The following is a 25,131-nucleotide window of genomic DNA, read 5'->3' on the forward strand; positions in this document are numbered from 1 at the left end:
ACTGAAAACGGTCAACCGAAAACTACTTGATTTGTCCAACCATATCCAGTACGGGCTTGCCCACACAACCGCTTGGTTCCAAAATATCAAGTAAATACGAAACTGTTGCCGCAATATCAGCTACGTAGGTAGAAGCCCCCGTGCGTCCGTGAGGGATTTTCCAACCGTAGAACAGACAAGGCACGTGTGAATCGTAGTTATAAAGCGTTCCGTGACCCGTTCCGGCCTTAGTGTAGCCATCCTGCCAGCCGGGTTCTGAGACTAACATAAAGTCCCCACCGCGACGGGGATGGTAGCCATTTTTAACGAAATAGGCCTGATTATCATTCATGGAAACAGCCTCCAGTGAATGAAGATTCACAAAGTTGGCTACTCCTTTCATCTGTACAATGGAATCGCGTAACACCGGGTACACGTCTGAGTACGTCAGTTTTTTAGCCTTCATTACTTCAGGATTCAGGTATAACTGATAGTTACCGTAATACTGAATCCAGTCTGCCTCACCGTATGCCTGGTTCAGCACGTTTCTGGCTTTCAATGTTACTTTATCCAATGAACCTGCTGCAATGTGGTGTTCGTTCGAGAAGCCCCAAACGTCTGCAACACCGTGGTCAGCGGAAAGGAAAACGAGTACGTTTTCTTTCCCTACCCAGCTATCGAGGAAGGTTAAAAGTTCTTCAATGTCTTTATCCAGACGCAAGTAAGTATCTTCCGTTTCGATGGAGTTAGGGCCGAAACTGTGACCGACGTAATCCGTTGAAGAGAAACTAACCGCCAGGAAATCCGTTACATTGCCTTTGCCTAATTTCTCGTTTTTCAGAGCTTCCAGAGCAAAATCTTTCGTAATGCTGTTACCGAAGGGCGTTTTACGGAAGTTCTCATAGAATCCCTGGAAGGTTCCGCCTACTTCGTGGGGAAACACGGGTTTCTTTTCGCCGGGAATAGGCTGCTCATAAGGCATATCATCGGCAGTACTTTCCGTGTATTGCTCAATGGGTAATAAGGTTGTCCAGGGCTTTTCCAGGTACTTGTTCGCCAGTTTTTTAGCGTTGAAGTCCTTCACCCATTTCGGTACATCTTTCATGTAAAAGGTACTGGTAATGAAGCTTCCATCGCGGGAATCGAACCAATACGCTCCATCTGCCGTGTGACCCGCCGGAATGATTGCCCCCCGGTCTTTCTGAGAAACACCGATGACTTTGGATTTAAAATTCGTCGCGATCTTCAACTGATCGGTAATGGTGCTGGCTAATACATTCCGGGGAGACATCCGACCCGCAGGCGATGGGTTATTACCCGCTGTTACTACCGTCGTATCTTCCGTACAATAAATATCGCGGCCCAGGCTCCGGTCAAACCATTCATTGCCCACAATCCCGTGAATGGCCGGAACCGAACCCGTATAAATGGAGGTGTGACCGGGGGCCGTGATCGTCGGCATGTAGTTGTAATGCGTATAGGCACAGTTGAAACCTTCGCCTAATAATCGCTTGAAACCGCCTTTTCCGTATTTTTCTGAATAGCGGAACAGGAAATCATAACGCATCTGATCGACTACGATCCCTACCACCAGCTTGGGGCGGTCGGGCATGGTTCGCTGGACGCTCTTCTTGGTTTGTGCCACTAACAAGAGGGGACTTAGCAGCAACAGAAAACTAAGTTTGAAAGAATGCATGTGGAAATCGTTTGGGACAAAAATAAAAGGTAACGTTTAGTCTTCCCAGTTTTTGCGACTACGGGATGCTTTTCGCTCGGAAGCTACTCGCTTGGTTTGTAATCTTTCCAGGGTTGAAGCCTTGGTAGGTTTGGTTGCTTTCCGAACGCGGGGTTCTTCAAAAGCCTTGGTTAATACTGCATATAACTTCTTCACTGCCAATTCTTTATTCTTCATCTGGCTCCTCGACTCTTGTGAAGTAACTACCAGATCACCTTCGGTGGTTAGCTGACTTTTCAGGCGTTGCTGAATCTTCTGCTTCTGCTCTTCGTTAAGAATTTGTGAAGCTGGAATATTGAGACGAACTTCCACTTTACTTTCAACCTTATTGACATTCTGACCACCCGGCCCCGAGGATCGGCTCGTCTGGAATTGTAGCTCAGAGGATAAATCAAACATCTTCGTTTTCAGTTTACGGTTTGCAGTTTTCAGTTAAAACCAGATTCCGAAGGCTAGTCATCAGTAATTAAAGTATTCGAGTGTAATTATTTACTTAGTCTTTGGTTAATAAAACAGATTCAACCCAAAAGCGATACAAAAACTGAAAACAGAAAACGAGCAACTGAAAACTCTCCAAAGTTACACACTGAATTTTGGCAACATTTAGGAAAATCATACATATTGATATGGACGCCTTCTATGCCAGCGTCGAACAGCGGGATAATCCAGACCTTCGGGGGAAACCGCTGGCTGTAGGTGGGAGTCGCGAACGGGGCGTGGTGGCAGCCGCCAGCTACGAAGCCCGGAAATTCGGGGTTCGTTCGGCGATGGCTTCGGTAACGGCCATTCGGAAATGTCCGCAGCTCATTTTCGTTCGTCCCCGGTTTGAGGTCTATAAAGCCGTTTCCCGGGAAATTCGGGATATTTTCGCCCAATATACTCCCTTAATTGAGCCGCTTTCCCTGGACGAAGCGTATCTGGATGTCACAGAAAACCTGAAAGGCATTGAAACCGCTACGCAGGTTGCGGAAGAAATCAAGGCTCAGATCAAGGCAGAAACCGGACTGACAGCCTCTGCGGGCGTTTCTTTCAATAAGTTTCTGGCCAAAATTGCCTCGGATTACCGTAAACCTGACGGACTCTTCATTATTAAACCCAGTCAGGCTGAAAAGTTTGTGGAAACGCTGGAGGTAAAAGACTTCCACGGCATCGGTAAAGTAACTGCCGAGAAGATGCACAAAATGGGCATTTTTACCGGAGGTGATTTAAAACTTCAGTCGCAGGAATTTCTGGTGAAACATTTCGGGAAAGCGGGACGCTGGTATTACCAGATTGCCCGTGGACAGGATGATCGCCCGGTAAATCCGGATCGCATTCGTAAATCCATTGGAGCCGAAGAAACCTTCTCGAGCGATCTGGAAGATCTGGAGTTATTACTAAACGAACTCTGGCCGATTACGGAGGAAGTATGGCGACGGGCCGAACGGGCTCATGCGTACGGAAAGACGGTCACATTGAAAGTGAAATTCGGCGATTTTGAGCAGATTACCCGCAGCCGAACGAGCCTCCAGCCCATTACTGAGCAATCGTTTTACGAACGAATTGTCAAAGATTTATTCGACAGCATTTTTCCTTTACGCATGGGGATTCGTCTCATGGGGGTTACACTTTCTAATCTGGAAGGGGCTGACGAATGGGAAGGACGACAGTTGACGTTTAATTTTTAGAATGCTGAATTACTGCGTAGAGACGTCCATTTATGGCGTCTGGGTAGAGGCAGTTTTCGGTTCCCTTTTGTATAATTTTCGTTCCCCGGCAGAGACGGTTTCGGGTTACCTTTCACATGATTTTCATTCCCCGGCTGAGACGCGATAAATCGACGTCTCTACGATAAATATAAAAGGATGCCTTTCTTGCGAAAGACACCCTTCGTTTTCAGGGCTTATACGGGAACGGACTCTACTTCTATTACTGCTTTCTTTTTCTTACTTCCCCATTTCTCCTGCACCCGATCTACCAGATAATAAATCATGGGAACCAGGAAAATGGTAAGGATCATGGAACTGGTTAATCCACCAATTAATACCCAGGCCAGGGAGTTTTTCCATTCTGAACCGGCACCGGCAGCCAGAGCGATGGGTAACATCCCAATGACCATGGCGATAGTGGTCATTAAAATGGGTCGCAGCCGTTCCTCTCCTGCGTGAATAATGGCCTCTTTATAAGACATCCCCTGAGCTTTAAGCTGGTTGGCGAAATCGACAATCAAAATGGCATTTTTCATGACCAGACCCATCAGCATTAACATCCCTAACATAGCGAAGATACTCATGTTGGAAGAGGACAAAGCCAGAGCGATTAAGGCTCCGATAATGGCCACGGGAATGGAGAATAATACAACCAGCGGGTAAATGAAACTGTCGTACAGTAATACCATGATGAAGTACACCAGAATCAACGCGGCACCCATCGCCAGACCCAGCGAACCGAACCCTTCGCTCTGGTTTTTGGCGTCGCCGCCCCAGGTTAAGGTTACGTTGGCAGGTAATGGATTTTTCGCCAGATCTTCATTAATGGTGTTAATCAGCGTTCCAGAACCCACGCCCAGGGTATTACCCGTTACCGTTACCGACGTCCGACGGTTTTTACGTTCGAGCAGCGAAGGGCCATTTCCCAAACGAACATCCGCAAACTCAGCCAGCCGCACCGGACGATTCGCGATAGGGCTAAAGAACGTAATGTTTTTCACGGCTTCGGGATTCTTCCGATCAAAGGCATCGAGCATAATCCGAATGTCATAATCTTCGGAACCGTCCCGGTATTTGGAATCATCATTACCCGCAAAGGCATTTTGCAACAGTCCGCCTACGGTTTGAATATTCAGCCCCAGCTTCGCCATTTTCTCACGATCAATCTGCACCTGAACTTCGGGGTTACCCGCCTCTACCGACACTTTTACGTCGTTCGATCCAGGAATTTTCTTCAGACGATCCGCCAAACCCTGAGCCGTTTTCATCAGCTCATCCAGATTATCCCCACTCAGAATCATCATAATGGGCGATTCGCCCGTAGCTACCATTCCGATGACCGATGAGGTAAACTCCAACCCGGGGAATTTTTTCATTAACTCTTTTCGAACCGCAATCATGTAATTTTCAGTCGATAAATGATCGGGACGATACTCTACGGGTCCCAGCTCAATCGTCAACTCCGTCCGGTTACTTTCGCCTTGCCCGGTACTGGCCATGCCCGTACTCGCACCCGCTACGTTCGCGAAAATCGTCTCTACTTCGGGCTTCTTCCGCAGGTAATCTTCAATGCTGCGAGCCGTCAGGTTATTCTGCTCCAACGAAGCACTTTTATCGAGCTTCATGGTTAACAAAAACTTACCCTGATCGCCCTGAGCCACGAATTCCTGACCTATGATGCCCAGTCCCATTACCCAGCCCGTAGCCACGAAAAGGGCAATCAGAATTCCGGTAAAAGCAATTTTATGTCCAATCACCCAAACCAGAGCATTATGGTACCAGTTGGACAGACCCGTTAGTCCCCGTTCAAACCATAACAGAAAGGCGTGAAAAGGATTTTTCGGATTCAGATGTTCCAGTTTTGATATCCGTGAAGTCAGGTAAGGCGTCAGGGTAAAACTCACCAGCAAACTGATCAGCGTGGAGAACGCTACCGTTAAGGAGAATTGGCGTAGTAAGTCGGCAATGACGGAGTTAACCATCGTAATCGGTACGAATACCACCACAATTACCAGTGTCAAAGCCACAGCGGCAAAGCCAATTTCTTTTACCCCATCGAGGGTAGCCTGCCAGCGGTTTTTACCCATTTCCAAATGTCGCTGAATGTTTTCCAGCACAACAATCGAGTCATCGACGAGGATACCGATTACCAGCGAAAGAGCCAGCAGCGTCATCAGGTTCAGGGAATAACCCATTACACCCATGAACAGGAAGGCAGACACCAGCGAAGCCGGAACCGATACCATCACGATAATGGCATTTCGGAAACTGTGCAGGAACAACAGCATTACCGCTGCCACCAGCACAACGGCCAGAATCAAGTCGTGCGTTACGGCTTCAACCGATTCGAGTGTGAAAATGCTGCTGTCGTAAGCAATCGTAAAATGGACTTTATCTTTCTCATTTTCTTTTTCAATGGTCGCTAAACGTTCCTGGATCAGTTGGCTGATTTCTACGGCATTCGCATCCGATTGTTTTTTAATGAACAAGCCAATTCCGTTCTGACCGTTAAAGCGGCTGATGCTTTCGGTATCGGCTAATCCATCTTCTACCGTCGCCACGTCACGCACCCGAATGGGGCTACCCGTTTGTGAAGTCGAAATCACCAGATCACGGATGTCGTCAAGTGAGGAGAATTTACCGGCCAGTTTCAGCGTAATCTGCTCCGAAGAGCTTTTTACCTTACCCGTCGGAAATTCCATGTTCGCCTGATTAATGGCCTGTGTTACCTGCAAGAGCGACAATCCGTAATAATTCAGTTTGTCGTCATTCACGTTTACCCGTACTTCCCGTTTGTCACCCCCAACCATGGTAATTTCAGCCACGCCGGGCACCTGTTGCATAATGGGCAAATACCGATCTTCAACCTGCTGATAAAACACTTCGTTGGGCAGATTCGAGGTTGCCAGTAACTGCATAATGGGCTGATCGCTCGGGGAAATTTTGGATAAGGAAGGCGTTTCCACGTCGTCGGGAAGGTCGCTCACCATGTTATTAATCTTCCGCTGCGTTTCGTCAAGGGCATTGTCAATGTCCGTTCCGGCTTTAAATTCCACGATAACCAGCGAGGCATTTTCAAGTGACTTCGTGGTAATGTTATCGATGTTGTCCAGTCCGGATACGGCATCTTCAATCTTCTTACTTACCTCCGACTCCACCTCCGAAGGAGCCGCACCGGGGTAAATCGTCGTGATGGTTACGACCGGCACCGAAAACTCGGGCATCAGCTCGTAACTCAGCAGCCGATAAGAGGCGATCCCTCCCAGCGTGAGTATCGCAAAAAGTACGATAATCATCGAGGGCCGCTTAATGATGGTCTCTATGAAATTCATTGCTATGCTGTTTATTAGGAAGTTACTCTGGTCGTTTGAGACATTAGATTCCGTTTGATCAGGTTTGAGTCATAGGAGAGGGCCTTAAAAACAGATCGGTTGAAGGGAACGGACGATCTCACCAAACTAACGCTGAAAACTGTCTAGATATTAATGCTCAAACCAAAGCTTCTTCTGCTTTATTGGGCCACCACGGGGGTTCCATTCTGAAGGTTGATTTGTCCACTCACCACGACTTGTTCACCCGCCTGGATGCCGCTGGTAATCTCGTAGTAATCGTTTGTGGTCGCTCCGATTTTCACGTCGCGTAACACAGCTTTACCATCCTCTACCACGTAAACCTGAGCCTGTTTCGTCGAACCGACAATGGCCTGACGAGGCACGGACAGAGTCTGTCCTTTTAATTCACTCGTATTGGCAATGCTGCCGTACATGCCCGCCCGTAACTGGTGAGCAGCCGTGTTTAATACGGTAATTTCGACAGGGTAGTTATGAGCGGCATCGCCCTGGGCACCGATTAACGATACCCGCCCCTTGAAATCAATGTCGGGATAAACCTCGGTTTTTACCGAAATCATTTGGCCCATTTTGAACTGATTCACAGCTTTTTCAGGCACCTGAACGACCAGTTTCAGCGAAGAAATGTCGGTTACTTTCGCCAGCGGCGTTCCGGGAGAAACCACCGAACCTTTTTCTACCATTTTAGTAGTAACGATTCCTGAGAAAGGAGCCGTAATGGTGGTTTGGGAAAGCTGTTTCTGTAATTGCTTGATCTGAGCCTGCGTCGAACGAATGCTGAGCTGCGTTTTCTCGATATTCACAGCGGGCGTGGCATCTCCTTTAACCAGAGCTTCGTACCGTTTCAGGTCATTCTGGTAACCCTCAATGCTGATCTGCAAGGCTTCAATCTGGAAACGTAACTGATCGTCGTCGATCTTGGCTACCAGTTTTCCAGCTCCTACCATCTGCCCTTCAACGATGGGTAACTGAACGATTTCACCCCCCGCCTGCGGACGAATTTCGATTTCGCGATTGGCCGCAAACGAACCTAAAAACTGAGATTCCTGCGAAAGATCACGAACTTCAGCCTTAGCCGTCCGAACACCTACTTTCAGGTTTACTTCGGGTTTATATACTTTAGCGGCAACTTTTTCCTTGTTGTCGAGCAACTTATAGCCCGTCAGACCAATAGTGGCTGCCAGACCGATAGCTACGAAAATGCGTTTCATATAAAAGTGGATCTATTGGGTGATGAGATTACCAGTGGCTTTTTTCCAGTCGAGTTCAGCTGTCCGGAGTTTTACTAATGAGGTAAGGAAATTATTCTGAGCTTCGCGGAGGGCATTTTCCGTTTGAATGAGGTTACTGATGTCAATCGTTCCTTCCTTGAACTGAAGCTGCGTTTGTTCGTATACTTTCTGAGCCAGTTTGACCTGTTCTTCGGACGTTTTCAGGTTCTGGTTCTGCACCGACATTTGGGTTCGGGCATTGGTAATATCCATCGAAATGGATTCTTTCGTTTTTTGAAGGTTGAGCGATAATTGTTGTCCTTCGAGCTGCTTCTGGGAAAGCTTGTGACGACGGGCATACCCATCGAAAATATTCCAGTTGATTTGCAGACCCAGCCAGTACGCCGGAATGCCCTTCAGATACGACTGGTCGCCGCCAATCGCAAAAACGTTATGATTGGCTACCCCATAGGCCGAAACCGTAGGTAAGAATCCGGCTTTAATGTTCTTCTGTTCCAGCGTATTCGCAAATTGCTGGCGATCCAACAGTAATAATTCCGTCCGGTTCAGGCCACTTTCCTGCGAGTTAGGCACTACCACGGTTGCTTCCTGAATGGTATTGTTAATAGTCAGTTCGTCCTGTTGAGAAATACCCGCCAGAAACTTCAGCAGGCTTACCAATTTTATGTAATCAGCCTTTAAAGACTCGATTTGCGTTTGCATGGACACTTTATTTAGCCGCAGACGATCCACGTCAATTCCCTTTCCTAGCTGATTCTGAAACTGTAAGTCGGTAATGCGAATGGAGCGGTCAAGGGCTTCGATGTTCCCTTCCAGAAATTTCACCTGCTGGGCTAAGGTCTGGGCGTTGTAATAGGAAACAGCCACGTTATAGGCAATGTCTTCCTTAGTGCGACGAATCTGCAACTCGGATACTTCGCGACCCACTTTCGCCGCTTTCAGTCCAATCATAATTCCGGGATTATAAATCACCTGATTGGCCTGAACGGTGCTCCCGAGGTTCCAGGGTAAGCCAAAAGCTGCCGCCGAATAAGCACCTTCCGGCCCACCGAAGGCGGATAAGGGGATGACCTGAGCGGGAATCTTGATATAGTATTTATAGTCTCCGGCAAAGTTCACCTGCGGCAAAGCCGATGATTTCACTTCTTTGATTCGGGACTCCGTGATCTGTTGTTCAAGCTGACTTGAGCGAACATCCAGATTATGCGTAAGTGCTTTTTCGGTAAGTTCTTCCAGCGATAATTGCTGGGCAAAAACCCCGCTTGTCAGCAAACTCAGGCAAAGCAACAGGGGAAGGCGTAACATTGGATTATTTGATTAAAATAGATAATTTAAACGTTTGTTTAAATCAAGAGTAAAAGAAAAGCCCATTGTTTCCAAAGGGCTCATTCGGTTGAATAAGAGGCCTTTATTCGATGAATAAATACTTTAACAACATTTCTTTAATAATTTTCTTTTGCTCCAGTGCGTGCTTGTTAAATTCTGCTTCATTCATCTGGAATAAATGCATGGTAAGCTCACGCCCGGCGAAAATCTGTTGAATTAGTCCAAAAATCAGAGGGAATATCGTATCGGGAGAAATGTCGATGATTAATCCTTTCTTTACTTCCTCTTCAAATTGCAGGATAAACCCCTGCTCCATAGCTCCACAGTTAATACCAATTTTATCAGCAAATCCCTGCGGATTCCGTCGGCATTCGTTCATGAGGAAGATGGCCTGATTTGGATTTTGGCCGTGTACTTCAAACATGTGGTCAAGCAATTCTACCAGTTTTTCCTTTACACCAATAGGCTTGTCCAGAATAGCCTGCACGCTTTTGAGGGCTTCCTTGAGCAACGACTCATAGACCAGCCAGAATAACTTTTCCTTACTTCTGAAGTAATAGTTTGTTAAAGCCGTATTGATCTGAGCAGCTTCGGCTATATCTCGAATCGTCGTACCGTCAAACCCCTTTTCAAGAAAGATTCGCTGAGCAGCTTCCTTGATCTTCTCTTCCGTATCAACTGGGTGGCTTGTCATATGCTGATGCAAATAAATAATACTTGTGTAGAATTAACAAAGAATTTTAAACACATGTTTAAAATACATATTTAAATAAAACTTTATGCTTGAATACTGCAATTCACGAGGTATAAATTCAAGCCATAACCCATTATCTGTAATCGAATTTCATCGCTGAATTAAATCACCCACGATCCGCAGGCCGTTGAGGGTGAGATTAATATCTACTTCTTCAAAAAGTTCGTGCAAGGGTTTTAATACAGAAGAGAGCCCTCCTGTAGCTAATACTTTACAAGGCCCTACTTCTTTCTGAATTTGCAATAACTGCTCTTTCACCAAACCCACATACCCCCAGAGAATCCCGGCCTGAATGGCGTGAACGGTATTTTTACCAATCGCTGACGCTGGCATTTCCAGCGGCACTTCGGGTAACTGGGCCGTATTTGAAAATAACGAACGAAGAGCCGTTTTAATACCCGGCACAATGTTAACGCCCACAATTCGAGCATTGGAAACCACGGTAAACGTGAGAGCGGTTCCAAAATCAACCACAATGCAATTCTGCTGATACGTATACCAGGCATACACGGCATTGGCCACCAAGTCCGTCCCAATTTCACGGGGGCTGGCCAGTTCTATTCCCAAATGAGGGTAAATTTCAGGCCCCAGTACGTAAGGCTCTAAGACAAAAAGTTCTTTTACCAGCGAACGAATCAAAGCCGTTTCTCCCGGAACAACACTGCTAATACCGACTCGATTTATATCACTGATTTTCAGATCATTCTCCAGAAAAAGCATCCGTAATCGGGCTTCATAATCTGCGGGCCGCGTACTGTAATGAGTCGGAATCCGGAACTGATGAAGCCAGTTCTGGTTTGTATAAATTCCAAAAACGATGTCAGTATTACCGACGTCAATGGCAAGAAACATGAGAAGTAAATAAGTGGAAACTAGCCAAAAAAGAATTGCTGTTCATTTTTCGTCAATCAAAGCTACTACCCTTTCCCGAAAATACCGCTTTATCCCACTCCCAACCCGTAACTTGCCATCAGAACCGTCCTTTAAATCTATTATGAAGCGTCTATTTTTTCTTTTCGTATTCTTCTGTAGTTACTCAGGTTTTGCCCAGTCTGCCTCAGAATCCATCCAACTGAATCAGGTCGGATTTTATCCTAATGCCCTAAAGAGAGCCGTCATCATGAAAGGTTCTTCTTTTGTCATTGTGTCAGGAAAGGATACGGTGTTTCGGGGAAAAACGGAAGCTGCCCGCATCAATCTTTACTCTAAAAAAGAAAGTCATCTCGCGGACTTCTCGGCTTTCAAAAAACCGGGTACTTATCAGCTCGTTGTACCCGAAATTGGAGCTTCCTATCCTTTCAAAATTCAGCCGAATGTTCATCTCCCCATCGCTAAGGCTGGTGTGAAAATGTTCTATTATAACCGGGTATCAACGGCATTAAGTAAGCCTTTTGCGGGAAAATGGGCTCGCCCAGCGGGACATTCGGATACAAAAGTGATCGTTCATCCATCAGCAGCTTCGAAAGAACGCCCGGCAGGAACGGTCATTTCCTCCCCTGGCGGCTGGTATGATGCCGGGGATTATAACAAGTATATCGTTAACTCCGGTATTACCGTCGGAACGCTGCTTTCACTCTACGAAGATTACCCCGCTTACGTAAGAAAGTTAGTGATTGATATTCCCGAAAAAACGAATGCTATTCCTGATTTGCTGGATGAAGTTTTAGTTAACCTTCGCTGGATGTTAACCATGCAGGATCCTCACGACGGTGGCGTGTATCATAAACTAACCAATGCCAAATTCGACGGCATGATCATGCCGCACGAAGCCAAAACCGTTCGTTATGTTGTGCAGAAAAGTACGGCAGCTACATTGGACTTTGCAGCAGTTATGGCTCAGGCCGCCCGGGTTTTCAAGCCTTTTTCGAGGGAGTTACCGGGCCTTTCAGACTCGTGTCGGGTCAGGGCTGTGCAGGCCTGGAATTGGGCGAAGGAACATCCGAAAGTGTTATACGAGCAGGAAGAGATTAATAGGAATTTTGACCCGGATATTAGTACGGGTACCTATGGCGACCGTCAGGTTAGCGATGAATGGATCTGGGCTTCCGCAGAATTATACGCCCTAACCAAAGACAAACAATATCGCCTGGCCTGGATTCCAGAGCCAAACGCTCCCCTACCTTCCTGGAATCAGGTTCGAACATTAGGGTATTATACGTTAACCCGCCTGCAAACTCAGTTACCCGAAGCTGCTCAAACTGAAGTTAACGGTATTCGAAACTTATTACTCAAAGCCGCTGACGATCTGATTGCAAACTATTCATCGGGGGATTACGCAACGGTGATGGGACAAACGGCGAAGGATTTTAGCTGGGGAAGTAGTTCAGTGGCCGCTAACCAGGGTATTGCCTTACTACACGCCTACCGCCTGCGTCCGAAAAAAGAATACTTGGAAGGGGCTTTATCGAATCTGGATTATCTACTAGGCCGAAACGCGACGGGTTATTGCTTCCTGACCGGAGCTGGGTCTAAATCCCCCCTCCATCCCCACCATCGGCTTTCTGAAGCGGATGGCGTACCGGAACCCGTTCCGGGAATGCTCTCGGGTGGGCCTAATCCGGGGCAGCAGGATAAGTGCCCCACCTATCCCAACCAACTTCCGAATGAGTCTTTTACCGATGAGGTCTGCTCTTATGCTTCCAATGAAATTGCCATCAACTGGAACGCTCCATTTGTGTATCTCGCCGTAGCAATGGAGGCATTGCAGGGGAAATTCCACTAATTTTCGACCCTAGCGGGGTTTTATATTTGAATTCAACATCTTTAAAGGCAACGGGCCCCGGTTTAAACCGGGGCCCGTTGCCTTTAAAGATGTTGAATAATCAGGGAAACGATTAGTTACCAAATCCAATCCTTCGGCGACCTGCAGGAGCATTGGCTTCTTCTCGTAATTCAGCCAGTTCTTTTTCAAACCCGCCCGATAAGATCGGAAAGCGTAACCAGGTTCTGGGGTCCAGATTTCGGTCATCAATGTGGAAACTCGGAGCATACCGTTCGCGTTTCCATTGATTTCGGCTCCATAACCGGAAAAAGCGTTCGGTCCAGCCTGCTAGCTCTTCACGGGTATAAACGCCTTCAAAATCCAGCTCCAGTTTTTTCAATACTTCTTTGGGTGCCTGTTTGTCGCGGAAGCCGTAGGTTTCAATCGCATTCAATACTTCATAGGGCATCAAATCGGCCTCATCGGTTTGCTTGCGATCAGCGGGGCGAAGTTCAGCCGTAGGTTGAAGGTTATTCATGGCATTCAGCCCCGGTACTCTCAGCGTTCCGCCCAAGCCCACCTTTTCAAGCCATAGTAACCATTTCCGCAAATAGGTTTTATCGATTCCGGCCAGTGGGGAGATACTACCTGCCGTGTCTCCATCCATCGTAGCATAGCCTACCGAAGCTTCCGAACGATTGGACGTGGAAAGTAACAGACAGTTATAAACGTTGGTTAACAACCAGGCACTTGGAGCCCTCACCCGAGCCTGAATGTTTTGCAGAGCGATGTCGTCCGTGTCCCAGCTTAACTTCCGTTCCAGTCCTTCTTCGATCAGAACTTTGTAGGTTTCCACCAGTCCGTTAATATTTACATCGAAAAACCGGGCATTGATATCTTCGGCCAGTGAGGTCGCGGAATGTTTCGTTTCCTTCGACGAGTTTTCCGTTCCCTGCCAGATGCAGTATAATAATTCGTGAACGATCTCTTTGGTCGTGGTTGCGTCCTGAATTTTAGTGATGTATCCCAGCCGCTCTTTGAATTTATCCAGCCCAATGCTTTCAATCCCCAGCTCCACCATCAGATAGACCAGAGCGGCACAGGCCGAAGAATCGGCTCCCCCCGACAACGAAACGACGAAGCCCTGCGAGCGGCTCTTCCGCAAGTAATCAAACAAAGCCAGTGAAACAGCCCGGGCAAATTCTTCTTCTTTCTGATAGCCCTTGGCCTCCCAGTCCTCCAGCAAATACTGGTTACGAGCCGGACGAATATCAGGCCACTGGAAAGGAACGGAAACGGTTAAAGCATCGCCCGCTTTACTGAAAATCGCCCGATTCTGCGTTTGTTCCAGCCGACCTTTCTCCAGATCAACCGTGGCCGTTACCATGTAATGATCCGTATAGCTAAAGCGGGTTCCCGAAGCCAGCATTTCGCCCGACTGAGCAATCATCGCATCGCCGTCGTAAATGGCCCGGCCCGCTTCGTTACCTAACAGGTTCGTATACACATACACGCACCCAAAAGAACGACTGCCATCCTGCACGAAGCGTTCCCGCGTTTGGCTTTTGAAGAAGCTGAAATGACTAGCCGAAGGATTCAGAATGATATCCACGCCGCGAGCGTACAATTCCCGACCGGGACGATTGGCGATCCAGGCATCTTCACAGATTTCAAAACCAATTTTAACACCCGCCACTTCGAAAAGTAAATCACCAACGGGATAATCGATTCCATTGATTTTTACGTTCGTTCGTTCGCCCGAAGCCCAGGCATGAAACCACCGGGTTTCGTAGTGAATGCCATTATTAGCCAGATTTTTCTTCAGAGCAAAACCCCGAATCTGCCGATTCACAATGAAACAGGAAGCGTTATAAACTTTATTGTTCAGCATGAGCGGCATACCTACGGAAACAGCCAGATCCGACGTATAAGGCACAATTTCATCGAGCATATTCAGGGCTGTTTCCGCAACGTAGGGAGCGTAAAACATATCCTCACAGCCGTAGCCACTCAGACACAATTCAGGTAAGCAAAGAAGAGTAACATCCTGATTCCTAGCCTCGTCGATGCAAGTCAGAATGTTGGCAAGATTTCCTTTCCAATCGAGAGGAGTGGTATTAACAACGCCAGCGGCCAGTTTTATTAGCTTCATACCCAATGTTTTAAGAAAATGGCATCCACTCGAAAGGGATGCCACTTATGTCACCATATTCGAGTTCCTAAAAAGTTAAACCAGGAAAGCGAATATACGGGTGTCTGCTAAAAAACGGTGGTTAATTCAAAATCTCCGCCAATTTGTCCAGATCATCCGAACCGATGTAGTCCAGACCGAGGCGTTGGAGCGTCTGATAAGCCAGAACCGTATTGGGTGTTCCCCAAATCCGGGTTTTCTGATTGTTCTGGTGAGCTTGCGTGACGAAGGTTTTGATTTTATTTTCCACTTCCGTGGATAAGGGCGTAGTACCGTCCCAACCGGATGAGCTAAATTCCTTGAAATCAGCACTAATTAATGGAACACGAGCTCGGTTTTCAGCCGAATAGGTAATATTCCGACGACCATCGAAAGACAGGATTTTATCGTATTTATTAAAATCCTCGGGCTTAGGCATATTTCCACTCAGCACGAAGTCCACTTTCTGCAACTCCATTTTGTGGTCCTTGAGCATTTTCTGCAACAAATCAATGGCCTCCGCATCTTTCAGATCAATCAGTACCTGAACTTTATGATGACCAGGATACGGATACCCCTCATGCTGACGCAGATTAACCAGCAAAGGCAGCAGATACATTTTCCGGAATGTCCGTTCAGGCTTGATGTCTTCCCGGTTATGAGCCACCATTAACTCGCCATTCTGTACGTAAACATCGGCTTCGATGGAGCCAAAGCCCAGCGAATAAGCCTTTTCAAAGGGTTTTTGCTGTTCGTAGTCGTTGTGCGAATGGGCTGCGGGACGGAATTTGAAATTGGTTTGAGCAAAAACCAGGTTGCTTCCCAGAGCAAAAAGAAAAGTAATCCAGTGGCGTTTCATAATTGGGCAATAGTTGACGGATTACAAAGGAAAGGGTTTCTGCGTATTCCTTATCTTTTATCTATTATCATATTATAAAATCTTGAGAAAAAGGGTCGGTATACCGTTTGGCATTTAAAAAGAGTGAGGATATCTAAAGCGTTCGTCCGTGACGCCTAACGTTAGAAATGCGAACGAACGGGGCTATTGGGATCTAATGACAGGTAGGAACCGGTCCTTTTGAAGAAATGGAATCTCGCACCAGCGTTATTAAGGGCTTACCCTGTTCTTGTTTGATCTCACCTGATTAATGATGCCAGCTTTTTCGCTGACATCGGAAACAAGAATGACTCGTTTGTTTTTATTCAAAATGTCTTTTTCAGACAATCCACTTAGAAGAACCTAAATAAAAAACGACTCAGTTTCCTGAGTCGTTTTTTATTTATTCGTAAGCCTTACCTGCTAGTTCTATTTCGGTTCCGACCGAGGACAGAAACGCCTGATGCGTCATAGGCTGACTGAACATCGGGAAGTCTTTCGCCAGGGCATTATCGTGCTCTTCCTGACTTAGCGTCGCACAACAATCGGTTAGCGTAATGACATTGTATCCTTTTTCATAAGCCGTACGCATGGATGATTCTACGCAGCAGTTTGTCAAAAATCCGGCGAGTGCAATATTCTGAAAACCCCGGCTCCGCAGAATAAAATCAAGATTCGTGCTGGCAAAACCACATAATCCCCGTTTGCCTTCAATCACGATATCTTCGGGATGTGGATGCAAATCTGAAACGATCTCCGCTCCCCAAGTACCTTTCTTAAATGCTCCGGCGTCTTTCACTCCCTTCAGAATTCCGTACGGATTCGGCGTTAATTCGTGGTAATCGTCCGTAAAAGCAATGGGTACGTGTACGATTTGAATACCTGCTTCGCGAGCCTGCTTCACCAATTCAATCGTATTGGGTAACATCTGCGTTGAGTCCATTACGGCCTTTACGCCTCCGTGAAATACGCCACCTTCGGTTGTAAAATCGTTCTGAAATTCAATGAGGACGAGTGCCGTCCGTTCTGCTGAAAGTTGCATGGCTGTATTGGTTTAAAGATTCTATTGCTAGTTTCGTACGTAACCTTACCCTGTTAAAACTTTCCGATCCGGCGAATGGTTTCTGAAATTATAACAACGCAGCTCCAAACACACCCGCACTGTCTCCTAGCTCATTTTTCACGATTAGTAAGTCAGGTTTAGGCGTGAACACGTGCTTTCTGGCCCGCTCTACACCTTCGGTGTACAGCAGATCAATGTTAGAAACCCCGCCACCAATCACAATGACATCAGGATCGAGCAGGTTGGTGATGATTGAAATTGCTTTCCCAAACATGTTCAGCATTCGTTCTACCGTTGCCGTTGCTAGGGGGTCCGAACCGTCCTGGTAACGAGCCAGAATGTCGGGCATACTTAAAGACGAACCACTTTCTTCTTTATAAAAGCGTTGCAGTGAAGGACCGGACAATACGGTTTCTACGCAACCATGATTACCACAGTAACAGGGACCACCGGAGTTATCCAGAAAGATATGCCCCCATTCGCCACCAATGCCCTGACGACCACCCCATACTTTGCCATTGATAACCACGCCTCCGCCGACGCCAGTACCCATGATAATTCCAAAAACCACCTGTGGATTCTCATGCACTTTCGGAGCAGCTCCTAAAGCGGCTTCGGCCAAAGCAAAACAGTTCGCATCGTTGGCAATCATGCAGGGAATACCCAGAAGAGCTTCCAGATCTTTTTGCATGGGCTGATCGTTCATTACTACGGTATTACACCCACGCATGGTTTGTGTAACCGGATCAAGCGTTCCGGGGGTAGCGAAACCAATCTTTTGCGGACCTTCACCCAGTTCTTCCGTAACCATTTTCACCAGTTTTTCAATCTGGCTAAGAATATGTTTATAGCCTTTATCTGCTTCGGTAGGAACGCGGCGGCGAACCCGCACATTAGTAATATTGTTGGCGTCTAATACAGCACACTCAATTTTCGTCCCGCCTAAGTCAATGCCCCAAAGATTATTCACTTGTAATGTAAAGTTTAGTTATGCTGCCACGAATAAAATGGCTTTTCGCTGGGCTAGCAAGTTTAAAAGAGTAAAGTAGTCATTACCCCTAAAAATAAATCGGCAGAGCCTGCCTGAAGCAGGTTCTGCCGATGCATACTATTTCTAAAAAGAAAATTTTCTAAAGAAATGCCGAACGAGTATCAGTGAATCTGGCTAAAAGAGAACACCGTGAATAACAAGCCAATAATCAAAATAACAGCGATCAAATAATCCGTTGGGGCTAATGATTTAGACTGTACTGGAGTTTTCATAATCTTGGGTTATGTTTTTTGTGAAGGCTGAAATACTAACGTTTCATTTGGGCTGTATGATATTGCAAAAGTACAATTTTACTACCACCTTGTCAATTCCGGTTAATAAGTTACTGATCGCTTGTATAAACGAATTTTAGGTAGCTAGGGTTTTGTAAAAATTGATTTTTATTTCATCATACATCAATAATACAGTCAAATATTGATAAAAAATATCATATATCAATATAAATAATAAAATTATATCTACTTATTCTTTAGATATTTATATTATTTTTTCGAGGGAGTCATAGAGATAATTCGATGATCTACTTTAAAATAGCGGCTAAGTTTTAAGAGGGAAAGTGAATAAAATGCTAAAACCAGAACGAATTAATAACAAAAAAATAACGGCACCGAAGTGCCGTGTATTCAAATAGGTTATGATTCTTCTTTTGTGAGGCAAGTAGGACAAGTAATAATTATGCAATTTTACCTTCTTTTTATACCAAAATGTAATTATTTTTTACCTCAACTTCCTGCAATATTAACTATAAGTTGATAAAAACCTCCACTCGACCGAAACTAAGCCTTTTTTGTGTCATTTATGCTTGTCGGCTACTCAAACTGTCATTATGACACCTTTATACTTTTGGAACAGCCTTTGTCTTTCTTCGGGCATCTATTCATATATTATTTAATCTTATTTACAACTCAATGGAAACGACAACTTTTCACGAAAAGGGAAACATTTCGATTCATACCGAGAATATCTTTCCAATTATTAAGAAATTTCTGTATTCCGACCACGAGATTTTTCTTCGCGAATTGGTTTCTAATGCCGTTGATGCTACTCAGAAAATCAAACGCCTGGCTTCAATGGGCGAATACGGTGGAGAGTTAGGTGATCTAACGATCAAAGTTTCCATCAACCCAGAGGCAAAAACATTGACCATCAGCGACAAAGGTTTAGGGATGACGGCTGATGAAATCAAGAAATACATCAATCAGATTGCCTTTTCAGGGGCTCTTGAATTCGTAGAGAAGTATAAAGATCAGGGGGTTGAGCGTGGAGCTATCATCGGACAGTTTGGTCTGGGCTTCTACTCGGCATTCATGGTAGCTTCTCAGGTGGAGATTATTACCAAGTCTTATCAGGATGCTCCCGCCGCTCGCTGGATCTGTGATGGTTCAACGGAATTTGAGATTACCGCTGCCGATAAAGCTGACCGTGGAACGGACATTATTCTTCACATTACCGAGGATTCTCAGGAGTTTTTAGAGCCTGCCCGCATCCGTACGATTTTAGAGAAATATGGTAAATTCCTGCCCATTCCTGTCTCTTTTGAGGATAAAGTAATCAACGAAACCGAACCCATCTGGACGAAAAATCCGAATGAGCTGGTGGATGAAGATTACCTGAAATTCTACGAAACGCTGTATCCTTTCTCAGAAAAACCCCTCTTCTGGATTCACCTGAATGTAGATTATCCCTTCAATCTGACGGGTATTCTCTACTTCCCCAAAATCAAGAATGAGCTGCAACTGAGTCGGGAAAAAATTCAGCTTTACAGCCGTCAGGTGTTTATTACGGATGAAGTAAAAGACGTAGTGCCCGATTTCCTGATGTTACTGCACGGCGTGATTGACTCTCCCGATATTCCGCTGAACGTAAGCCGTAGCTTCCTTCAGGCCGATTCGAACGTGAAGAAAATCAACGGCTATATTACTCGTAAGGTAGCCGACAAATTGTCCGAGCTATTCAACAATGACCGCCACGGGTACGAAGAGAAATTCGGCGACATTGGTGTGTTCGTGAAGTACGGGATGATCTCGGAAGATAAATTCTACGATAAAGCGAAAGATTTCGTTCTGCTGGAAAGCACTGGAGATACGTTCTACACGCTCGAAGAATACAAAGAGAAAACGGAAGAAACCCAGAAAGATAAAGACGACAATCTGGTTTGGTTATACACCACCGATACTGGCAAACAGGATTCTTACATCCAGACAGCGATGGCCCGTGGATATAATGTACTGAAGCTGGATGGTGTAATTGATCCGCACTTCATTGGTAAACTGGAGCAGAAGCTGGAAAAAACTACCTTCAAGCGAGTGGATGCCGATAGTCTTGACAAGTTGATTGACAAGGGTGTAACCATTGAAAGCATTCTGACAGAAGAAGAGAAAGAGACTTTAAAGGCCACCTTTGAGGGAGTAGCTGGTGCCGGTTACAGCGTAGAGATTCAGCCTCTAAGCACCGATGAGTTACCCGTGGTAATCACGCAAAACGAGTTCATGCGTCGCATGAACGACATGTCGAAAGCGGGAGGACAACCTTCCTTCTTTGGGTCAATGCCGGTGACTTATAACCTACTAATTAATGCGAATCACCCCGCGATTTCCCGCGTGAAAGATTCAAACGATCAGGCTTTGGCGAAACAATTGGTTGATTTAGCTCTGTTATCTCAAGGTCTGTTAAGCGGCCCTGCTTTAACGGAATTTATCAAACGGACGGTGAATGGCTTGTAATGGCTATTCCGTATTAAAGAAAAGGCCTTCCCTTGTCTACAAGGAAAGGCCTTTTCTTTAATACGAGAATCTTACCCGAAAAATACACACCAGAAACCTTTCGTCTGTTTCACAATAGAATTCGAGAATAGTTGAAGCCATTCCTTTTCCGTTGGTAATCGAAACGTTTTCTTCGTTTGCTCCGATTTCCACTCGCAAAAACGTTCGGCCTGCAACCAGCTTACACCCGTTATTCCAGCAGTTTGGGAGCTTCTGTATGTCTTCAGATTAGTATAAAAATCGTCCGGAATCATATCCTTTTTTTCCGTAGAAGATTTCTCCGAGCGGGTCCGTAAGGCTTTTAGAAAAGATTCAAACTCCGCATAAGTCACCTCATGAATCAAGAGTTTTTCTTGGTATTTGCTGGTTGACTTCTTGTTTTCTTCCCGTTTTTTTTCCGCGGATACGGTGGCGGAGGAGGAGGCGGTGCAACCGCTGATGGAGTCGGTGGTGGCGGCGGTGGTAAAACGGTAGCCGCTGGCTCTGCTATATTAGTAGGTAACGGAGGCGGAGGAGGCGGTGCAACCGCTGGTGGGGTCGGTGGTGGTGGCGGCGGTTTCGGTACGTCTTGGGCGAACAAAGCCATGCTAACCGCCGTAAGGGGCAAAGCGAGTAAAAACAGCGTTTTTTTCATAGAAATACTAGGGGTTTGAAAAAGCGTTTCGATACGGTTTTTAATGGGATGGCGGGCGAAAGAATGCGTGAGCGTTCCTTGTTGTGATACGGCGAGTGTGAGCAAAACCTGAGCATACGGTTTGACTCCGTATTGATGAGCCAGCGACGCATCTACTTCGTATTCATGAATCTGGATCAACGAACGACGTAACCAGTATACGACCGGGTGAAACCACAAGAAGCAGCGAACGATTTCCACCAACAGCAAATCCAGCGAATGCAAGCGACGGAAATGTTCGTATTCATGCGTAAGTACGATTTCCTTTTCTTTAGGTGATACTATAGAGTCATCCACAAACACCCAATGAAAGAAAGAAGCCGTCGTATACCCGGTCGGCAATACGTGTAGTTGCTTCCAGCGGATGGCCTCTGCGTTGCGTATTCGCAGGGATACGCGGATGATTCCCCCCAGCAACTGCAACAGAAACAACCCCACTCCTATTCCGTATGCATAACCCACCGTTTTGAGCCAGTTGGCTGTAGTGAATCCCAGAAAGGTTTCAGGTTCAACTTGTTCCATTGGCAAAAGGAACGAATCGTTGATTACGCTGGCAACCGGAATTCCGGGCATAACCGGAATCACGATACTGGCGATCAGGGCAAATAGCAGATAAAATCGATTGTACGTATGAAACGTGAGTGTTCGCAAACAGAACCAGTACACGGCATAAAAACTAATCAGCATGACGGAGGAATACAGCAAATGAGTCATGGCCTGAGTGATTAGTTTTCGTCAATTAGTTTCCGTAATTGCTCGATTTGTTCGGGCGTAATCTGCTCCTCTTTCGCCATAAATGACAATAATCCCATAGCCGAGCCATCGAAATAGTCGCTCAGCAATTTCTGAAATCCGCTTTTTCGATAGTCAGCTTTCGCGATTTTCGGGAAATATTCATACGTCCGTCCGTACGCCTTGTATCCCAGAAATCCTTTCGATTCCAGAATACGCACCACTGACGCGATGGTATTATACGGCGGTTTTTCGGGCATCCGCTCCACCAGATCTTTCACAAAAAAAGGCTCCTTCAGCTCCCAAATCGCCTGCATCACACGTTCTTCCGTTCGGGTTAATTCTTCCATCGGTTTCGTATTAATATTTTCATTTCCCTGACTTCCCCACAAAGATTAAACGTATTTTTCAATTATACAACTGATAAATACGTTTAATAACTAAATTTTTAATTTTAAATATTAAAAGTCAAGTAATAGGAAACAAGAGTTTAGCTGTTTGTTGAAAGAAAAGTGCTCGTCTGCGTCGCAGACGAGCACTTTTCTTTCTTTATCTTCCTGAACGAAGAACGGGATTTGCTTTCGGTTGAAGCGGAGTTTGCCGTTGGGCTATTGGGCTTCGGCGGGTTTTCATTTCCAAGTGAGGTTCCTCTCTGCATTCGGAATGGCCATAGGAAGTTGGTGTGTTACTTCTGTATGAACCCATCACTAAAAACGGTCAACCAACAACTATTTTCCATTAATGGATTGCGAGAACCTTGGCAAAAAACAGCAACGGAGTGGGAAATCAACTACTCTTCAGCCGGACGTATTTAAATCAAAGCGTTACGTACTTAGTGGTGGGTGACTCCCAGCATGGAATGCTTCGCAATACACCAACAACGGCAAAAATAATTGCCTCCCCAAAAGAAAGCCCCGACTGGAAATTCCAGTCGGGGCTTTCTTTTGATGAACAATGGAGTTACTTCCCAGCTTCCCAAACGTTATCCTTGCGGTTTACATCAGGAATCATCAAGCCGCTCAGGGTAATTTTCTGAATGGGCTTACTAAATTTCTTTTCTACCTCAAAAGTCTTCGCTCCGTTCTTCCAGTAACGTGCCGTTTCGTTGATTTCCTCCGTAGAGTTATCCGTAAACAGTACAATCAGGCGAATCGGAATGGGTAATGAGCCCTTTTGCGTAACTACGATTTTGGCCTTGCCTTTTTTGTCAATCGCTACTTCTGAAAGAGCCAGATCAGGATACCCCTTTTCGAAGAACCAAGGCTTCCAATACCAGGACAAATCTTCTTTCAACGCATCATTAAAAGAGAAGAAGAAATCATAAGGCATGGGGTGTTTGCCATTCCAGCGAGCCATATACTCCTGTAACGTTGCTTTGAACTTCTCCTGCCCTAGCATATCCCGCAAAAAGGTATACGCCTGCGAAGGACGCATGTAGGTGGCAAACGTGTAAGCCGTTCCCGTTAACAGGTTTGTGGGAACCATCATGGGTTGCTCCTGCTCTTTTCCGGCAAACTGATCAAAATACGCGGCATTGGTTTGTTGAGGCATAAACTTCTTCGGCATGCCGTCAATCTGAAATTCCATCCAGTTCGGTAAGGTCTGAGCCCAGCCTTCATCCATCCAGGCGTATTTACGCTCATTGATTCCCATGTAAAACGGGAAATACGTGTGAGCAATCTCATGAGCCGTTACCTCAGCCGCAAAAGCCGGAGGATACGAGCCATCATTCACAAACATTGGGAACTCCATCCCACCCGATCCGTTAAATACGGTTTCGTTGGGGTAAGGAAAAGGCACACCGGGCAGATACGTAGAGAAGTATTCAACGCACTGTTTGGCATAACGGCATACGTCGTAAAAATCTTTGCTGCTCGGATGATACACCGCAGCTACCGCCGTGCGACGGCCCGTTTTACTATCAGCAACCGCACTGGACCCATCCCAGAGATAGGTATCCGAAGAAGCAAACACGAAATCAGGAACGTGTTCGGCTTTGAAGTGATAGGTATGTTTACCCGATTTTGCAATGGTAATTCCACCCTTTTCGCGGTCCTCAGCAGTGACAATTCTCACCACCTGATCAGAAGTACGAGAGCCCTTGTAACGATCCAGAATTTCAGGAGAAAGAATTTTCTCAGGGTTCTGCCATTCGCCCGTAGCCCACACCAGATGACTGGCCGGAACGGTAATGTCCACGTCGTAATTATTGAAATCGTTATAAAACTCTTTCTGTCCGGTATAATCCTGTCTATCCCAGCCGTCGATATCATCATATACGGCAATTTGGGGATACCAGTACGCCACCATGTAAGAAGACTTAAAGTATAAGCCTTCCCGGATGTGCGTTTTGGCTGGAATCAGGTAACTCCATTTCACGTCCAGCGTTAACTTCTGCCCCGTTTCCAAACCACTTTTCAACGTTACGAACATATTCGTTCCGTTGCGTTGGGTCTTTACTTCATTTCCATTAACGGTTACGCTTTCAATCGTTACGCCTTCATCATTCAGATCGGAAGGATCAATTTCCCGCTCATCCCGGTTGGCATCTTTCTTGAAAATGTCAGGATATAACCGGATTACCAGGCTTGACAAACGGTTGGGGCTGTTGTTGGTGTAAACGACCTGTTCCGTGCCGCTCAACTGACGCGTGGCCGGGTTGAGTTCGACCTGAATTTTATAATCGGAATGGTTCTGCCAGTATTTCGCACCGGGTTTGCCATTGGTCGCCCGGGTTTCATTGGAATACGCTTTCTGAATTTCCAGAGGTACGGGTAAGTTCTGGATATTCTGACTCATTCCCGCAAAAGAAGCCAGCAATGCCGCCGTCAGTAAGCCGGATTTTTTACTCAATAAACGCATGATGAAGGATTTAATGTGAAAATCTGATCCTAATGTACACAAGTAAGTTAATAGTTTACAAGTTTTCAGTTTTCCGTTTTTCGTTTTCAATTGTTGTTACAAAGGCTCTCGGTTTTAGCTGATCTTTAGTTCTTTCTTTTGCACAAAGACTCTATGCTACCAAGGCTCACAACGGA

General features: G+C 46.0%; 18 protein-coding genes. 3 read left to right on the plus strand and 15 right to left on the minus strand.

Annotation, left to right across the window (positions count from 1 at the left end; genetic code table 11):
* Nucleotides 1–22: 22 nt before the first annotated feature.
* Nucleotides 23–1,675 (minus strand): alkaline phosphatase PafA, encoded by a 1,653-nt coding sequence (gene pafA, locus QE357_RS14940; protein WP_106635678.1) that lies wholly within the window; start codon nt 1,673–1,675, stop codon nt 23–25.
* A gap of 36 nt (nt 1,676–1,711) precedes the next feature.
* Complete coding sequence (gene arfB / locus QE357_RS14945) at nt 1,712–2,113, minus strand: alternative ribosome rescue aminoacyl-tRNA hydrolase ArfB (protein ID WP_106635677.1); 402 nt, start codon at nt 2,111–2,113, stop codon at nt 1,712–1,714.
* A 191-nt stretch (nt 2,114–2,304) separates the two neighbouring features.
* Here arfB and dinB point away from each other — a divergent pair, with 191 nt between their 5' ends.
* Complete coding sequence (gene dinB / locus QE357_RS14950; protein WP_255400646.1) at nt 2,305–3,381, plus strand: DNA polymerase IV; 1,077 nt, start codon at nt 2,305–2,307, stop codon at nt 3,379–3,381.
* Nucleotides 3,382–3,596: 215 nt separating this feature from the next.
* Here the strand turns inward: dinB and QE357_RS14955 are convergent, their stop codons facing one another.
* The 5 genes from QE357_RS14955 to QE357_RS14975 form a co-directional block, all read right to left on the minus strand.
* Entirely contained in the window at nt 3,597–6,734 is a 3,138-nt protein-coding gene (locus tag QE357_RS14955; RefSeq protein ID WP_309708970.1) for an efflux RND transporter permease subunit, read from the minus strand.
* 179 nt (nt 6,735–6,913) lie between these two features.
* Nucleotides 6,914–7,963 carry an efflux RND transporter periplasmic adaptor subunit gene (locus QE357_RS14960; RefSeq protein WP_309708973.1) on the minus strand — a complete coding sequence of 350 codons (1,050 nt, stop codon included), beginning with the start codon at nt 7,961–7,963 and terminating at the stop codon, nt 6,914–6,916.
* A gap of 12 nt (nt 7,964–7,975) precedes the next feature.
* Entirely contained in the window at nt 7,976–9,289 is a 1,314-nt protein-coding gene (locus tag QE357_RS14965; protein ID WP_309708976.1) for a TolC family protein, read from the minus strand.
* 103 nt (nt 9,290–9,392) lie between these two features.
* The gene (locus QE357_RS14970) at nt 9,393–10,004 is read right to left on the minus strand and encodes a TetR/AcrR family transcriptional regulator (RefSeq protein ID WP_106635674.1); all 612 of its coding nucleotides are present in this window, start codon (nt 10,002–10,004) and stop codon (nt 9,393–9,395) included.
* A gap of 150 nt (nt 10,005–10,154) precedes the next feature.
* Nucleotides 10,155–10,916 (minus strand): type III pantothenate kinase, encoded by a 762-nt coding sequence (locus QE357_RS14975; RefSeq protein ID WP_106635673.1) that lies wholly within the window; start codon nt 10,914–10,916, stop codon nt 10,155–10,157.
* A gap of 142 nt (nt 10,917–11,058) precedes the next feature.
* Here QE357_RS14975 and QE357_RS14980 point away from each other — a divergent pair, with 142 nt between their 5' ends.
* Nucleotides 11,059–12,786, plus strand: coding sequence for a glycoside hydrolase family 9 protein (locus tag QE357_RS14980; protein WP_309708982.1), 1,728 nt, complete (start codon nt 11,059–11,061; stop codon nt 12,784–12,786).
* A 112-nt stretch (nt 12,787–12,898) separates the two neighbouring features.
* On the opposite strand, the gene nadE is transcribed toward QE357_RS14980, so the two are convergent.
* The 4 genes from nadE to QE357_RS15000 form a co-directional block, all read right to left on the minus strand.
* Nucleotides 12,899–14,917 carry an NAD(+) synthase gene (nadE, locus tag QE357_RS14985; protein WP_309708984.1) on the minus strand — a complete coding sequence of 673 codons (2,019 nt, stop codon included), beginning with the start codon at nt 14,915–14,917 and terminating at the stop codon, nt 12,899–12,901.
* A gap of 121 nt (nt 14,918–15,038) precedes the next feature.
* Nucleotides 15,039–15,794 carry a hypothetical protein gene (locus QE357_RS14990; RefSeq protein ID WP_309708988.1) on the minus strand — a complete coding sequence of 252 codons (756 nt, stop codon included), beginning with the start codon at nt 15,792–15,794 and terminating at the stop codon, nt 15,039–15,041.
* 421 nt (nt 15,795–16,215) lie between these two features.
* Complete coding sequence (locus tag QE357_RS14995) at nt 16,216–16,854, minus strand: cysteine hydrolase (RefSeq protein ID WP_309708991.1); 639 nt, start codon at nt 16,852–16,854, stop codon at nt 16,216–16,218.
* An 88-nt stretch (nt 16,855–16,942) separates the two neighbouring features.
* Nucleotides 16,943–17,845, minus strand: a complete 903-nt coding sequence (locus QE357_RS15000; protein WP_309708994.1) for an ROK family protein — start codon at nt 17,843–17,845, stop codon at nt 16,943–16,945.
* A 989-nt stretch (nt 17,846–18,834) separates the two neighbouring features.
* On the opposite strand from QE357_RS15000, the gene htpG reads away from it, so the two are divergent.
* Entirely contained in the window at nt 18,835–20,649 is a 1,815-nt protein-coding gene (gene htpG / locus QE357_RS15005) for a molecular chaperone HtpG (protein WP_309708996.1), read from the plus strand.
* Nucleotides 20,650–20,720: 71 nt separating this feature from the next.
* On the opposite strand, the gene QE357_RS15010 is transcribed toward htpG, so the two are convergent.
* The 4 genes from QE357_RS15010 to QE357_RS15025 form a co-directional block, all read right to left on the minus strand.
* On the minus strand, nt 20,721–21,032 hold the full coding sequence (locus QE357_RS15010; RefSeq protein ID WP_309708999.1) for an SUMF1/EgtB/PvdO family nonheme iron enzyme: 312 nt from the start codon (nt 21,030–21,032) through the stop codon (nt 20,721–20,723).
* On the minus strand, nt 21,029–22,075 hold the full coding sequence (locus QE357_RS15015; protein WP_309709002.1) for a M56 family metallopeptidase: 1,047 nt from the start codon (nt 22,073–22,075) through the stop codon (nt 21,029–21,031). The genes QE357_RS15010 and QE357_RS15015 overlap by 4 nt, the downstream gene beginning before the upstream one ends.
* An 11-nt stretch (nt 22,076–22,086) precedes the next feature.
* Nucleotides 22,087–22,443, minus strand: coding sequence for a BlaI/MecI/CopY family transcriptional regulator (locus QE357_RS15020; protein WP_106637605.1), 357 nt, complete (start codon nt 22,441–22,443; stop codon nt 22,087–22,089).
* A gap of 610 nt (nt 22,444–23,053) precedes the next feature.
* Nucleotides 23,054–24,955: a M1 family metallopeptidase gene (locus tag QE357_RS15025; RefSeq protein ID WP_309709007.1), complete on the minus strand. Its 1,902-nt coding sequence runs from the start codon at nt 24,953–24,955 to the stop codon at nt 23,054–23,056.
* Between the last annotated feature and the right edge of the window lie 176 nt (nt 24,956–25,131).

Origin of the sequence: Siphonobacter sp. SORGH_AS_0500, from assembly GCF_031453245.1 — a bacterium.
Taxonomy (GTDB): domain Bacteria; phylum Bacteroidota; class Bacteroidia; order Cytophagales; family Spirosomataceae; genus Siphonobacter.